A 15956-nucleotide genomic window follows, 5' to 3' on the forward strand; every position below is an offset into this window, starting at 1 on the left:
TTAAGATTGTTAGGGGACGATACCCACACTATGCAACCTCAGTATTTAGTGGTCAGCACTAGCTGTCCTGACGACGTTCATGCAAATCGCATCGCCCATGCGTTAGTGGAAGCGCGTATCGCGGCTTGCGTGCATATTTCGGCGCCCATCCGCTCCGTGTATGCATGGGAAGGAAAAATCTGTGAAGAGCAAGAAATTAGCTTACACATTAAATGTTTACAAACTCGCTATGCAGAGTTAGAGCAGCTTGTGCTTAAACTTCACCCTTATCAAGTGCCTGAAATTATTGCCGTACCCGTCACTCACGGGCTACCAGCCTACTTAGATTGGATAAAAGATAACACTCAGCCATGAAAAAACTACTTAGCCTTACCTTCACTGCATTATTGCTTCTCGCGCCTCTCACCCTAAGTGGCAACGCCTTTGCGAATAACTTTGGTTTTCTAAAAAGCGAACCAGAGCTAATGCCCGTCGATCAAGCCTTTGCCTTCGATTTTAAACAAGAAGGCAATAAGGTTACCCTCAATTGGGTGATAGCCGACGGCTACTATATGTACCGTGATAAACTCAAATTTAGCGTCAATGGCGCAGAACTGGGTACCATCGACCTACCAAAGGGCAAGCCCCATAACGACGAGTATTTCGGTGAACAAGAGGTTTATTACACCTATATCGACATTCCCGTTGGCTTAAAGCAAGCGGATGACAACAGCACCTTAAGCGTCACCTTTATGGGCTGCGCCGAGGGTAAACTCTGTTATCCGCCGACCAAGCGGGATGTCAGCTTAAAAGCGGTTGCCGCCAATGATGGACAAATCGCCTCTAGCGCAGACAGCGGCGAAAATACCCAGCCTGCCGCCACTGACACAGATGCCAAAGCAAGCAGCGCCCCTGCCAAGCCGATTACTCAGCAGGATAGCCTAAGCCAGATGTTGTCTAACGACAGTTTACTCTGGACCTTAGTGATCTTCTTCGGCTTAGGGATTGGTTTAGCGCTCACCCCTTGCGTATTCCCCATGTATCCGATTTTATCGGGCATTATTGTTGGTCAAGGCCAAAAACTGTCTACCGCCAAAGCCTTCACCCTGTCGATGGCTTATGTGCAAGGGATGGCGATCACCTATTCGATTTTAGGGTTAGTCGTCGCCTCTGCGGGGATGAAATACCAAGCGGCGCTGCAACATCCTGCTGTGCTCGTGGTATTAGCTATCCTCTTCTTTGTACTTAGTTTATCTATGTTTGGCTTATACGATCTCAAGCTGCCTTCAAGCTGGCAGGAGAAGATGAACTCTATTTCAAATAATCAAAAGGGCGGCAATTTAGTTGGCGTGTTTTTGATGGGGGTAATCTCAGGATTGGTCGCCTCACCTTGCACCACGGCTCCACTTTCTGGCGCCTTAGTGTATGTGGCGCAAACCGGGGATTTATTACAAGGCTTCCTCGCGCTGTATGTGCTCAGTATGGGGATGGGCGTGCCACTACTTATCATTGGCACCTCGGGTGGTAAGTTACTGCCTCGCGCTGGCGCTTGGATGAATATCATTAAAACCGTGTTTGGCTTCCTGCTGATTGCGGTTTCGATTGTGATGCTTGGGCGTATTTGGACGGGCGTAGTTTCCGATGTGCTTTGGTCGCTCTGGGGCATTAGTTTCACTGGTTACCTGATGCATCAAAATAAACTCAGCGCCTTTAACTGGAAACAAACCGTACGCTCCGTGCTGCTGATGTTAACCCTGCTGGCAAGCTTCTCCTACGGTTTCCAAGCCGTGATGGGTCACTTTGGCTTTAACCATTCGCCAGTAGGAAATACAGCTACAGCCGAAGCAGAACATGGCTTTAAACGCATCAAATCCATTGAAGATTTAGACCGTGAACTCGCCGCTGCCACGGCTGCAGGTAAACCAGTGATGTTAGATCTCTACGCCGACTGGTGTGTGGCCTGTAAAGAGTTTGAAGCCATTACCTTTAAAGATGCCGAGGTATTAGCACGCATGAACAAAATTGTGCTGCTGCAAGCGGATGTCACTAAGAGTGATGCTGTGGATGTAGCGCTACTGGAAAAATACCATGTCCTCGGTTTACCCACTTTGCTAATGTTTAACGAGCAAGGGGAACCGCGGGAAGATTTAAGGGTAACTGGCTTTATGGGACCAAAGGAATTTGCCGCCCATTTAGATCATCTGGTGAAATAATCTCAGTTTAATCGTCAATTTCCCTCCGGGGAGTTTTAGCGTAAAACCAACAAAAAGCGGACTTTTTTCATTAAAAGTCCGCTTTTTTATCGCACTGTCATCGATTTCTTATACAATCCTTGTTTAACGTGGACTTTTTAAATTGGAGCATTATGGAACCAGCCATCCTTATTATCACCCTTATTTGCGGCATGCTCGTTAGCCGTATAGGACTCCCCCCTCTCATAGGCTACTTAGTGGCGGGCTTTGTACTGTTTGTAATGGGTATCGAAAAAGAAAGCATGCCACTGTTACAAGAGCTCGCCAATCTAGGGGTCACGCTACTGCTGTTTGCGATTGGTCTAAAACTCGATATTCGCAGCCTATTTAAGGCCGAGGTGTGGGCAGGGTCGAGTGTGCATTTGATGCTATCGATTCTGATATTTGTCCCAGTCCTCAAGATATTAGGATTATTAGGATTATCACAGCTCACCAGTCTTGGGATTGAGCAGTTAACATTACTGGCGTTTGCATTAAGCTTCTCGAGTACCGTTTTTGCCGTAAAAGTATTAGAAGATAAAGGGGATATGCAATCCCTGTATGGCCGTGTAGCCATCGGTATCCTGATTATGCAGGATATTTTTGCCGTACTCTTTTTAACCATTTCAAAGGGCGATGTGCCTTCGGTGTGGGCATTTGCACTATTGTTATTGCCACTGGCAAAACCGCTAATTTATAAAGCCTTTGACCGTGTTGGCCACGGTGAATTATTAGTGCTATTCGGATTAGTCATGGCGCTGGTTGTCGGCGCTTGGTTATTTGAATCCCTCGGCCTGAAACCGGATCTCGGCGCACTGGTTATTGGTATTTTGCTCGCAGGGCATAAAAAGGCCTCTGAACTGGCGAAATCATTGTTCTATTTTAAAGAACTATTCCTTGTCGCCTTCTTCTTAACCATTGGTCTCAATGGCTTACCAACAGTTTCGGATATTGTGCTTGCCGCATTATTAGTACTGTTAGTACCGCTAAAAATTCTATTGTTTGTCTATATCTTAACTCGCTTTAAATTACGTTCTCGCACCTCAATGTTAGGATCCTTTAACCTAGGTAACTTCTCAGAGTTTGGTCTAATTGTTGCGGCAGTTGCCACCAGTAAAGGCTGGTTACCGTCGCATTGGCTAGTCATTATTGCCGTGGCCTTAAGCTTTAGCTTTTTATTAGCGGCGCCGCTCAATGCCACCGTCGGAAGTATTTACCAACGCTTCCAACAACGTTTGGTCAGACTGGAAAAACGCCCACTGCACCCTGAAGATAGGCCAATATCCATTGGTAATCCACGCTTTTTGATCTTGGGTATGGGTCGTATTGGTAGTGGAGCCTACGATGAGCTGCGCGCCCGATTCGACGGTGAAATCCTCGGAATTGAGCATAAACAAGATCTGGTCGATTTACACCGTGCCAAAGGCCGCAACGTGGTGCAAGGAGACGCTTCCGATACCGACTTTTGGGAAAAACTTGATAAGGCGCCCAATCTTGAGTTAGTGCTGCTGGCAATGCCACACCATGCGGGGAATTTATTCGCTGTAGAACAACTTAAAAAGCTGAATTATCAAGGAAAACTGAGCGCAATTGTGCAATACGGTGAGGATGGCGCATCCCTAAGAAACTCTGGCGTGCATAGCGTTTACAACCTCTACGAAGCCGCGGGTGCGGGTTTTGTCGACCATGTTGTTCATGAGTTATTACCCGACTCTGAAACTAAGACAGCCGCCTAAGCAAGCTAAGTCGACAACACAAAATTCGACCATAGTTTAAGGCCAGATAAATTGTGTTGTCATGAATAAAACTCATCCTATTTAGGCTATAAATGACTCAGGAAAGGGATTTACCTGAGTCATTCTCTCACCCGACAAAATCTGTCAAAACCACTAAAAATCAATCGCCTTAATTCACTTACATACGCACGAACATTGCGACATTCTTCAGTATCGATTTTGCCTGACAAGCTTATCGTCTTTGCCATAGAAAATCTCAGTTACATCGCCGACTTAGTCGTGATATAAATCGAAAACAAGAACAAAATTAGCCCAGTTTTTTTGGAAGTATTCTCAGCATGTCGAACCCTGCGCAGCGCGCCACCAAGTTATTTGTCCAAACCTTTGGCACTAAAGCCGATGATTTATATCAAGCCCCTGGCCGAGTGAATCTGATCGGCGAATACACGGATTACAACGACGGCTTTGTATTGCCTGCCGCCATTAATTTTCATACGGTTATTGCCGTTAAACGCCGTGAAGACAATAAGTTTCGCGCCGTTGCTGACGCCTTTCCTGGGCAAATTAAAGAATGGACCTTCGGCAAAGAAACCGAAATCCATCCCGAAGATGGTTGGGTAAATTATTTAAAAGGTTTCACAGCAGCAATGGCCAACACCGGGCTTATTGCCAAGGGCTTAGATTTAGCCGTGGTGGGCGATGTGCCGCTCGCCGCAGGATTATCTTCCTCTGGCGCCTTGGTCGTCGCCTTTGGCACAGCCATTAGTGACAGCAGCCAATTGCATCTATCACCGATGGCAGTGGCACAATTGGCCCAACGTGGCGAATATCGATATGTCGCATCGGCTTGCAGCATTATGGATCATATGGTTTGCGCGATGGGCGAGCCAGATCATGCGCTACTCATCGACTGCCTTGACCTTGATAGCGAAGCGATTGCGATCCCTGAAAACCTCAGCCTGATCATTATTGATGCCCATATTGAAAAACAACGATTGGCCACGATTAGCCAGCAGCGACGTGAAGAATGCGCTCAAGCTGCCGAGTTTTTTGGCTTAGATGCACTGCGCCACCTTGATTTGCGCCAGCTTGAAAGTGCCAAGGATAAATTGGATGAAACCCTTTATCGCCGCGCCAAACACGTCGTCACCGAGAATAAACGCACTCAGAGTGCTGCTCGGGCACTAGAGCAAAATAATATTTCTAAATTCAGTCTATTAATGGCTCAATCCCATCAATCGCTACGGGATGATTTTGAGGTAACGCTGCCCGAATTTGACACTTTGGTGGATATTGTTAGCCAAGTCATTGGCGAGCGTGGTGGCATACGCATGACCGATGGCTGTGTGGTCGCATTAGTCGATCATGAGCTTACCGATGCGGTAGTTTCTGCGGTCGAACAGGCGTTTTTTGAGCAAACAGGGATAGACGCAACCGTTTATCTCTGTTCAGCGAGTGCTGGCGCGGGCCGTATCGACAGCTAAACACTTAATCGCACCAGCTAACTCCGCCACTAATACCATACGAATTCAACCATGAATTGTGTGGTATTTGTCATTTTTAAGAGGCAAAATCAAACGGTTAAATGACACATGAGGGAAACTAAATGGTGCGTTTCAGTGTATTAGATCCTTGGACCGATCCCCGCGGCAGCGAAATTGAACGCGTGCGGATAGACAATGGCATCATCGCCTTGGAAGTGCTCAGTTTAGGCGGCATTATTCGCGCGCTTTGGACGCCCGATAAACAGGGTGAGCGCGCCAATATCGTTCTAGGCTGCGACAGTGCCGAAGATTATCTAACTCAAAATGCGCACCTTGGCGCCATTGCAGGCCGCTTTGCTAATCGTATCGCCCTTGGCAAGCTGCAATATCAAGGACAAACCTATCAACTGGATATCAATCAAGCGAGCAACTGCTTACATGGTGGCCGCGAAGGTTTTAACAGAAAGAACTGGCACTTAGGCCAACTTCCCGATGGGGTAAGATTATCTTTAGTGAGCCCTGATGGTGATATGGGCTTCCCCGGTAATTGCACTGTGCAATTAGACTACCGCCTTGCCGCCAATAATCTCTATGTGGAAATATTGGCCAGTGTCGATAAACCTTGTCCGGTGAGCCTGACTCAGCACAGCTATTTTAATCTGGATGGCTCTCACAATAATCATCAGCACCAGATGCAAATCGATGCGACACACTATTTGACGATGAACGAAGTCGGTATTCCTACGGGAATTGCCGAGGTTAAAGACAGCATTTTCGATTTAACTCAAGGTGTTACCCTTGGCGAAAAACTCCATGACCCCACATTAGCAAGCACCCGAGGATATGATCATTGTTATCTGATGGATAATCTCGATGGCTCACTACGCCGCTTTGGTTGTTTAAGCAGTCCTGTGAGCGGCCGTGCCATGACGGTATTTACCAATCAGCCTGGCGTACAACTCTACTGCGCTAACTTTTTAGCGGGAACCGTTGGACGAAACCAACAAAGTTTGCACCAACATCAGGGCGTGTGTATTGAACCGCAAAAGCTGCCTGATTCGCCCAATCAAACGCAATTGGGTGATGATGCCTGGTTAGTACCAGGGAAAATCTATCATCATATTAGTCGATATCAATTTGATATTGTTGACTAAAATTGAAATGAGCATCTGTAGGAATTAAAAAGAAAGGCTGGTAAGGAATAAAGTCGTTTCATTCCTTACCTTTATCCAATGTTGCCGAAGCAATTGGATATTAATCGTCGAAATCATCGCCCCAATCTTCATCGAAATCAGCACCAATTGCATCTGTTTCGATTTCAGGCTCAACCTCAGGCTTAGCCTTACGAACAGGACCAGAATCCTTAACGTTGTTCAGGTCAATACGGGCTTGATGCTTACTCATAAATTGAGCGCGAGCCGCTTTCCATGCACCGCTATATTTAGCTTCAGCCGCTTTTAGTGCTGCATCATCTAAATCATGTAGGTTTACTTTAACTATGTCTTCTACGTACTCAACAATGGTATCACGGTCGGTATTGTAGAGGTAAATTCGTCCAGGGGAAGCCTCTGGCAGCTGGTTGTCATGGACGACAATCGCGTTGCCCTTCGATGTTCTCAGCTCACCATACCAAACCTGTTTCTTTGCTGTGTTATACATATATGCCAATACCCTTAAATCAACACATACACTATGAGTTTTTTAGTCTGAATAAGCGAAGCGTCGCTTGCTTTGATCCACGAATAGCGCCGGAAAGTCTCTGACGTTTTCAACTGGGTATTTTTACAGAATATTTCCGATAATCAATGCCTCATACCATGAAATTTTCACTTATTACGCATTAATTTCGGCCAAAGTCTCTAAAAAATTTTGTCACTAACGACTTTAGTCTAAAAAAACATCACGGCAAGTTTTAATTCTGTAACCATCGCCATTAAATGATTGAGACGATAGAGTTTACCGCATGTAACTTAGTTAGCTCACAATGTTAATACGACTTTACCCCGATGTTCGCCCGACTGCATTAATCTATGGGCCTTAGGTGCATCGATCAATGGGTACGTTGCAAAAATATGTGGCACAATTTGCTGGCTATCAAGTAATGGCCACACACGTTCATGTAATTGCCTTGCGATTTCAGCTTTTGCTTCAACAATTTGAGGCCTGAGAGTCGAGCCTGTCCAGACAATTCGCTTCGCCATCAATTGGAGAATATTCACCTCGGCTTTAGGACTACGCTGGGTCGAAACCGACACCATACGCCCATCCAACGCGAGCGCTTGCAAGTTGAGGTTAATAAAATCGCCGCCTGCAATATCGAATACCACATTCACACCCTTACCTTGGGTAAAGAGCATCACTTCTTCAACAAAATTCTGGGTGTTGTAGTTCACCACCAAATCAGCGCCTAACCCTAGGCAATAGTCACGCTTTTCATCTTGCCCTGTAGTCGCAATCACCTTAGCACCGAGACGATTAGCAAGCGCAATCGCCGTACTGCCAATGCCACCTGAGCCACCGTGTATCAAAACGGTTTCGCCCGCCTTTAGTCCGACGCGCATAAATAAGTTACCCCAAACGGTAAAAAAGGTTTCAGGTAACGCGGCTGCTTGCACCATCGAAAATCCCTTTGGGATCGGCAAACAATGAGCTGCATAGGTCAAGGTGTATTCGCCATAACCGCCACCTGGGACTAAAGCACAGACTTTATCCCCCAATTGCCATTGGGTTACTCCCTCACCTAAGGCGCAAATCTCACCAGCCACTTCAAGCCCTAAAATTAACGATGCTCCAGGCGGTGGCGGGTAGGCTCCCGCCCTTTGCTTAAGATCCGGCCCATTCACCCCAGCCGCACTTACACGGATAAGAACTTGTCCAGCCCCAACAACCGGTAAGGGAGAGCGGGAAAGTTGCATCACCTCTGGCGCACCGGGCTGTTCAATATGAATATGGGCATAATCATTGGGTAAATCTGACATAGCTAACTCCTTGTACAACTTGGGGATTTTTGGCTTATCGCTGCAAGCATAACGGCACCATAGCTCAGGTTAAAGCACATCAACCCAAACAATGTTGGAATGAACTTTGTTGACCGTTTGCGAGATAACAAAGGGACGCCAGCAACTTGAATGAAACGATGCCACATTAAAACAATTGCCGTCTAGATTACCAATTTTTATTAACCGCACGAAAACTCAATAAAAAATACAACAAAAACATAACCATAAAAACAATGTAAAATATTTGTAAATTTTTATCGATTTATATTGGATATTTTATGCAATTTATTTCATGATATTTCGGCGCTAACTGAATTAGACAAGCATTAAATTCAGTTGGACCAATGAGGTCCGAGGTTAATTGCTGTAATACATCGGATAACGCCCAAGGAAGATCTGCTTTGCAGATAACAATAACTATGGAAACACCATGAAACAGACTCTACTTTTCGCGGCTATTAGCTTAGCCATTGCAACCCCCTCGCTCGCCCATAACCATTCACAACAAGACCCAAACCATTCAGTAGAAGCGAAAAACACAGCAATCCCGAGTACACTAGCACCGTTAGCTTCACCGTCAGCGCCACTCAATTTTGATGCCAGCCATCGGCCGTTATTACCCAGTAACAGCTTGATAGCCTCCCCTAACGAGCCGACACACTCTGAGTACCTCGATGCACATTCTTCACAACAGCAAGCATTGCTCGAGAACTCTCCGAGATCAAAAGCCAGCCGCTTTGCCGCCAATGCCGACTGTAGTAACTTTGTTGGTAAATCGGGCCAAGCCCTGTTAGATGAGCTAACGCAGTCCACACCGCAGTGTGTCGGTAAGCTATTTAATCTCAAGGGAAGTGACGCAAGCAGCGTATTTAGTGAAGCGAATGTATCCACAGTTGCTAATGCGATTGCGGCCAAGGCGCCCCAATACACTGGCGTGGATAACCAAGGTATTGAGTCACATATTTACTTTGTGCGCGCCGCGCTTTATGTGCAGTTTTACAACCCTAGCGATGTACCCGCCTACAGCAGCGCGGTAAAAAACAATTTAAAATCAGCGCTTAATGCTCTCTTTGCCAATAACGCGATTTGGACACTCTCCGATGCCAATGCCAGCGTGCTCAAAGAAGCACTGATCCTGATTGATTCGGCTGAACTGGGGGCTGATTTTAACTTTGTCACCCTCAAAGTGCTTAATGACTACAACAGCACATGGCAAGCCAGCTTTGCGCTGAATGCGGCCGCCAATACCGTGTTTACCACCTTATTCCGCGCCCAGTGGAATCCTGACATGCAGGCACTATTTGCCCGAGATCATGCCATTTTGGATGCGCTCAACCAGTTCCAACTTAACCATAGGGACTTGCTCGGCACCAATGCTGAATATGTTTTAGTCAATGCTGTTAGAGAGTTATCTAGACTTTACTACATTGATGCTATGCGCCCAAAAGTCACCCAATTGGTCAAAAATATCTTAAACAGCACCAGCAAAAATGATCCCAGTAAAGTGCTGTGGTTTGCAGCCGCCGAGATGGCAGATTACTACGATCGCAGCAATTGTAATGCTTATCAGATCTGCGGTTTCAAGGCGCAATTGGCCGCCGATAGCTTACCGTTCAATTGGAAATGCTCCGACAGTCTCAAGATCCGCGCCCAAGATCTTTACCAAGATCAAGCCAAATGGGCATGCGGAGTATTAAGTCAGCAAGAAAGCCATTTCCACACGATACTCGAAACGGGAATGCAGGCGGTCGCACAGGATAACAATGATGATTTAGAGCTGGTGATTTTTGGCAGCTCGTCAGAATATCAATCCCTTGCCAACAGCATTTTTGGGATCAATACCAACAATGGCGGCATGTATTTAGAAGGCTCTCCCGCAGGACTTAAAAACCAAGCGCGCTTTATAGCCTATGAGGCCGAATGGCGTCGCCCAGATTTTCATGTGTGGAACTTACAGCATGAATACGTGCATTACCTCGATGGCCGCTATAACTTGTTTGGCGACTTCAGCCGCAGCGTATCCGCCAACACAATTTGGTGGATTGAAGGATTAGCGGAATATATTTCATACCGAGATGCCAACCCCGCTGCCATCGCCATGGGTGAAACCGGAGAGTTTATGCTCTCAACCATCTTTAAAAACACCTATGACTCGGGCCAAGACCGCATCTACCGTTGGGGTTACCTCGCCGTACGCTTCATGTTTGAAAATCACCGTGATGATGTTCGCCAGATCCTAACCTTCCTGCGTAATAACCAATATGCTGAATATCAAGCATTTATGGACTCCATTGGCACCCGCTATGACAACGAATGGCGCGGCTGGCTCACCAGCGGTTTAAGCACTACCAACAATGGTATTGTCGATAAAGGCCCAAGTGATGAACAGGCTAATGCCAGTGGTCGCGAAGGCAATTGGGAAGGCCCGACTGGCACCATCAGCAAGGATTACTCGCCCTGCCAAGTCAGTAACGAAGCATACCGCTACAGCGAGTCTGCCAGCCTCAGTCTTGAGGTTCCCATGGAGTGTATTGACGCCAAACAAGGCCGAGCCAGCTTTAGCTTTGCCAATACTGACCGCTCGGCTCAGGATATTTGGATCAAAATTGGCGGTGGTTGGGGTGATGCCGATATTTATTACGATTCAAGGGGATGGGCAAGTGCTGAAAAAAATCAGGGCTATGGCATCGGCAATGGTAATTACCAAGTAATCAAAGTGAGCCTAAACCCGAATGAGTATTGGCACTATATCACCCTAGAAGGGGATTTTGGTGGTGTTGATATGCTGGTCAGCACCACTGAGTTAGTTGCTGATACCGATCCCGACTTAGGTGATGGCGGCGATACTGGCGGTGAAGTACCCAGCAATTGCGGTGCCGCAACCATCAATTACGGCAAGTTAACCCTCGGAAAAGATGAATGCCTTAGCGGTGGCCGTAATAGCTTTTATTTCTGGGTCGATGCTGACAACAGCCAATTTAGTGTTAGCACAACCGGGGGAACAGGCGATGCCAATATTTACTTTAATGCCAATACTTGGGCAAGCGCGAGCAATGCCCAAGTCAGCAGCGTAAATCCAGGCAACAAAGAGTCCTTTAGCTTTACGGCAAACAGTGGCTGGCGATATATCACTGTTGATACTACGAGTGAATTTAGTGGCGTGAGCTTCAACCTTAAAGCCGGTGGTGGCAGTAGCGTTCCTAATCAAATTGCCAATGCCTGTGCGACTAAATCACCCGTGAGCTATACCCAACTCACGCCGGGTGATGCCGTCTGTAGCGCCAATGGCCGTAATGACTATTACCTTTGGGTTCCCGAAGGAACAAGCCAACTAGAAGTACGCTCGGCCCACGGAACTGGAGATGTCAGCCTTTACTCGGGTCGCAGCTGGGCCAATGCCCAGCAATATGAAGCCGCCTCAACAAATGCTGGCAGCACTACGGAGCAAATCAAGGTCAATAATCCCAGTGCTGGCTGGTATTACATTACGCTCCAAAGTGAAGGCCAAAGTGCAGGTGTAGCTCTTCAAGTAGATTTACGCTAATCAGCCGCACTATAGCGGTATAAGCTAAAAGCAAAAATCCCTGCTAGGCAGGGATTTTTATTATTTCAATCGGTTAGCACACAAAGGCAGCTTTAGCCTTGCCTCAAACTCACGCGCTACGTGGCCAATTGCTGAGTAAACTAGCTATTGTTAACCGCGATTAAAAGCAGAGGGTAATCTGACACAGCCACGGCAACGCCATTAAGTGTGGGTGTCCAGATTTGCTCGTCGGTTTAGCGCCAAGCAAGTTTGAAATGTCTTCAGGTATCAAATCATCCCCGCAGATCCGCAAAGCTGCTTGTGAATATTCAAGTGCACCCATCAAAGGCTCTAACGTTTGGTTAAGTGGCGAGCTTTAGCCCGTCCCAGCGAGCGAATTGAACCAGTTGTTATGACTGGTTCGTCGTGCACGACCCTCGAGGCAATGAGCGGTCTTGCTCGTTCCGTGAATAAAGTGAGCGATTTGAGCAGCTTATTATGACGGCCTGACGTAATATTTCCCTTTAATTACAGTCAATATGACATTTGGCACTACTATTACAATAATGCCGATTGTGAGTAATAAGTATTTGTAAGTTAGGTCAATGCTCATGCTTGCAACACCTATGCCCAGAAATAATGCTAGGATTGTTGCAGCGATAGTCTGAATTTTTATAAGTTTATTTCCAACCAGCTTAGCGCTGCATGATTTACAAGTAATCCACACAGGTATTGCAGAAAATGTAATTCTACTCCAATGGATTTTTTTTGAGCACGATGGACAATTCATTTTTCAGGTCTCAGTAGTCATAACGCCCAAATTTAGCGCGGAAAGCATAAATCTAAGCATAAATCTGGCCACCCATTTTTAATCAACAACATAATGTACTTTACGTTTGTCTACAACTTGTAAGATCTGAAAATTGCCTAAATGAGAGAGAGCAAAAGTCACAGGGGCAGTATCTGAGGCAATAAATTGAGTTAATTCTTTCAAAAATGGTGCATTTCAGGCATGGCAAGCCATCCCATAGTGATTGAGAGATATTAGGCGGTGATTATTTTCGAAGTTATATAAGTCGTTGTCAGTTGCAGAAAACATAAATCTGGCCACCCATTTTTAAATCAACAACATAATGCACTTTCAGTTTGCCTACAACTTGTAAAAGTGAACATTGTTAAAAAAAGAACCATCAAAAGTCATAGGGACAGCATCTGAGGCAATAAATTGCGCTAATCCCTTAAAAAATGGGGCATTTCAGACGAGGTAAATCATCCCAGCTCTTAGGAGATACTCAGCAAGGGTTATTTTCGAAGTTATATAAGTCGTTGTCAGTTGCAGCGCAAGTGCTGGCAGCTTGATGCAAAGTGCCGTCGTCACTTTTCGGAATAAAACATTACAAAAATCTGGCCATCCATTTTAGATCAACAACATAATGCACTTTACGTTTACCTACAACTTGTAAAAGTTAACATTGTTTAAAAAAGAGCCATCAAAAGTCGCAGGGACAACATCTGAGGCAATAGATTGAGCTAATTCATTAAAAAAGGGTGTATTTCAGGCGAGGTATATTGTCCCTTACTGCTTGGGAGATGTTCTGGAAGGGGGGCTTTTGAAGTGATATAAGCAGTTGTCAGTTACTGTTAAAGTGCTGGCAACTTGACGCAAAGTGCCTTCGTCGCTTTTCAAGATGTTCGCAGTAATCGGTCAGTTCTTGCAAGGTTCCCACGGGACCATGAAATAGCTTGCCAAACTCGGTGGTCAGCTTGAGCCAATTGTCATGGGGGATATTTAATCGGGAAAAATCTGGCCATCCATTTTAGATCAACAACATAATGCACTTTACGTTTACCTACAACTTGTAAAAGTTAACATTGTTTAAAAAAGAGCCATCAAAAGTCGCAGGGACAACATCTGAGGCAATAGATTGAGCTAATTCATTAAAAAAGGGTGTATTTCAGGCGAGGTATATTGTCCCTTACTGCTTGGGAGATGTTCTGGAAGGGGGGCTTTTGAAGTGATATAAGCAGTTGTCAGTTACTGTTAAAGTGCTGGCAACTTGACGCAAAGTGCCTTCGTCGCTTTTCAAGATGTTCGCAGTAATCGGTCAGTTCTTGCAAGGTTCCCACGGGACCATGAAATAGCTTGCCAAACTCGGTGGTCAGCTTGAGCCAATTGTCATGGGGGATATTTAATCTGCTCAGTAACTTACCACTATTTTCACTGATGGCTCCCCGTTTATCATTGCGAATAATTTGGCCGGTATCTTCCACCAATTGAAGGTAATCCGTTAAGGAAAACGCAATGCCCTTGGGTTGCTTGTCGCACTCGTTACCAATAAAAGGCAGGAGATTGCTGGTCTGCTCACCTTTTAATGCTGCCCGAATGCGTAGTTGAATACTGGTATGGTCGGATTGTTCTGGTGTATCAGCGAGTTGCGCTCTGATGGGATTCAAATCGACGTAAGTCATACAAGCTAGCACAGCGGCTTCATCGAGTAGAGCCTGTGACTTAAAGCGGCCTTCCCAGAACCTGCCAGTGCAGTTATCTTCTTGATTTGCTTGTCTTGCAATCGGTTCATTTAAACAGCGCATAAACCATGAAATATCACACAAACGACTGCGATAAATGGCAATTGAATGCTTTAATCTGCTCACCTCATGCGCTTCAACCAACTCACCTTTAGCGAATTTTTGCGTTAATTCATCGCCTTTAAACAACCTATGCCACTGCTCAAGTACTTCGCGGTCAGTCCAGCGATTGGCACTGTCGATATCGACTCGCAGCACCACATGCAGATGATTCGACATCACCGCAAAGGCCGCGATATCAATAGCAAAAACAGCTTCAAGTTCAAACAGTAGCGATTCTACCCAACCACGGCGATGGTCATAGTTTTTACCCGAATAGGCATCATCACCACATAAAAAAGCACGCCGCACTACGCGACTACAGCAATGGTAATAGGGAGTGTCTTCAAGACTTATTTGAGTTCGGCGAGGACGGGGCATACAAACCTCCATGTTTAATGCTTAACCAAAGCATAGTCGGAGGTTAGCTACGTCGCCATTAAGGCTGGGTGTCCTAGTTTTGTCGCTAGTTTTGTCCTTAAGGCTGGGTGTCCAAGTTTTGCCCGATTAAGAATGGGTGTCCAGATTTGCTACTTGATAAGCTAACGATTAAGCTAACGGGTGAGCAAAAGCGTAGCTTTTGCGAGTCCAGCAAACGAAGTGAGCGACAGTTGAGCGCATTGTTAGGCCTCCGTTGGCACATTTGTTATTGATTCTATTTTGATATCTCCATCAAACAGCTCTGCAATATATGCTGAAATGCTGTCTGAAAACTCATCTATTAGAGCAAGGCCATCAGAGTCAAAGTCATTGTCGGCTTGAAGTATGAGCCGCTCTCCGTCCCAAATGCAGGTGACATTGCTGTGCCACGGATGGTGCTCCACGAATTCTGTGGTGATATCAATTGCTGCCTCAGCGCCGGAAGATTTAGGAACTCCATAACAGGCTAAGATGAATCTATACATGAAGGCCTAACGTCTTAGTATTTATGCGCTGCACTGTTTGCAGGGCATAAATCGCTTGTTGGACTGGCCGTTGCCACATCCATATCAATTGGTATAAATGATGCTATAGGAATTTGCTTTTTTGCGGTAGCGGTTTTTTATACTGTTTGATGAGTAATCACTTGATATCGTTTTGCCTTTTTTATTCTGTTACGCTCACTTTCGACTGATTATTAGTAAATCGAGCTACCCATTGTTAATACTCGGTGAGCTTTAACTCAACAGTCAACACTATTGATCACAAGGCAAGTTAGGGTGATTGGCGAGGCGACCGTCCGCCTCATGGACGGGCGGCCGAGCATCCACGGATGGACTTGCTGCGTGTCGCTGAGCAAGCAACCTAACAAGCCTATGCTCGAATGCGATAGTTTATCGACCGAATAAAACATGGACATATATGGTCACCTCGGGTTTAGCAAGGTCAAGAATAAT

The 15956-nt window shown here is 45.9% G+C and carries 10 protein-coding genes and 1 pseudogene; 6 read left to right on the top strand and 5 right to left on the bottom strand.

What is annotated here, in order from left to right; all coding sequences use genetic code 11:
- Positions 1–30: 30 nt before the first annotated feature.
- The 5 genes from cutA (at position 31) to H9J30_RS04845 (ending at position 6584) form a co-directional block, all read left to right on the top strand.
- Positions 31–354: a divalent-cation tolerance protein CutA gene (gene cutA, locus H9J30_RS04825; protein WP_240129961.1), complete on the top strand. Its 324-nt coding sequence runs from the start codon at positions 31–33 to the stop codon at positions 352–354.
- Complete coding sequence (locus H9J30_RS04830; RefSeq protein WP_240129962.1) at positions 351–2192, top strand: protein-disulfide reductase DsbD; 1842 nt, start codon at positions 351–353, stop codon at positions 2190–2192. Before cutA ends, H9J30_RS04830 begins: the two co-directional genes overlap by 4 nt.
- Before the next feature lie 152 nt (positions 2193–2344).
- Positions 2345–3946, top strand: a complete 1602-nt coding sequence (locus H9J30_RS04835; protein WP_240129963.1) for a cation:proton antiporter family protein — start codon at positions 2345–2347, stop codon at positions 3944–3946.
- Between the two features lie 338 nt (positions 3947–4284).
- Positions 4285–5430 (top strand): galactokinase, encoded by a 1146-nt coding sequence (galK, locus tag H9J30_RS04840; protein WP_240129964.1) that lies wholly within the window; start codon positions 4285–4287, stop codon positions 5428–5430.
- 122 nt (positions 5431–5552) lie between these two features.
- On the top strand, positions 5553–6584 hold the full coding sequence (locus H9J30_RS04845) for an aldose epimerase family protein (RefSeq protein ID WP_240129965.1): 1032 nt from the start codon (positions 5553–5555) through the stop codon (positions 6582–6584).
- Between the two features lie 100 nt (positions 6585–6684).
- Here H9J30_RS04845 and H9J30_RS04850 read toward each other — a convergent pair whose 3' ends face one another.
- Positions 6685–7089 (bottom strand): hypothetical protein, encoded by a 405-nt coding sequence (locus H9J30_RS04850; RefSeq protein WP_240129966.1) that lies wholly within the window; start codon positions 7087–7089, stop codon positions 6685–6687.
- A 320-nt stretch (positions 7090–7409) separates the two neighbouring features.
- Positions 7410–8408: an NAD(P)H-quinone oxidoreductase gene (locus H9J30_RS04855; protein WP_240129967.1), complete on the bottom strand. Its 999-nt coding sequence runs from the start codon at positions 8406–8408 to the stop codon at positions 7410–7412.
- 451 nt (positions 8409–8859) lie between these two features.
- Between H9J30_RS04855 and H9J30_RS04860 the strand changes: the two genes are divergently transcribed.
- Entirely contained in the window at positions 8860–11973 is a 3114-nt protein-coding gene (locus tag H9J30_RS04860; RefSeq protein ID WP_240129968.1) for a M9 family metallopeptidase, read from the top strand.
- A 1610-nt stretch (positions 11974–13583) separates the two neighbouring features.
- On the opposite strand, the pseudogene H9J30_RS04865 reads toward H9J30_RS04860, so the two are convergent.
- From H9J30_RS04865 to H9J30_RS04875, 3 genes and pseudogenes are all read right to left on the bottom strand, one after another.
- Positions 13584–13751: pseudogene (locus H9J30_RS04865) on the bottom strand (transposase); the annotation flags it as partial.
- Positions 13752–13983: 232 nt separating this feature from the next.
- The gene (locus H9J30_RS04870) at positions 13984–14961 is read right to left on the bottom strand and encodes a transposase (protein ID WP_240129969.1); all 978 of its coding nucleotides are present in this window, start codon (positions 14959–14961) and stop codon (positions 13984–13986) included.
- A gap of 242 nt (positions 14962–15203) precedes the next feature.
- Complete coding sequence (locus H9J30_RS04875; RefSeq protein WP_240129970.1) at positions 15204–15485, bottom strand: hypothetical protein; 282 nt, start codon at positions 15483–15485, stop codon at positions 15204–15206.
- Positions 15486–15956 lie beyond the last annotated feature (471 nt).

This window comes from Shewanella cutis (genome assembly GCF_022410515.1).
Lineage (GTDB): Bacteria > Pseudomonadota > Gammaproteobacteria > Enterobacterales > Shewanellaceae > Shewanella > Shewanella cutis.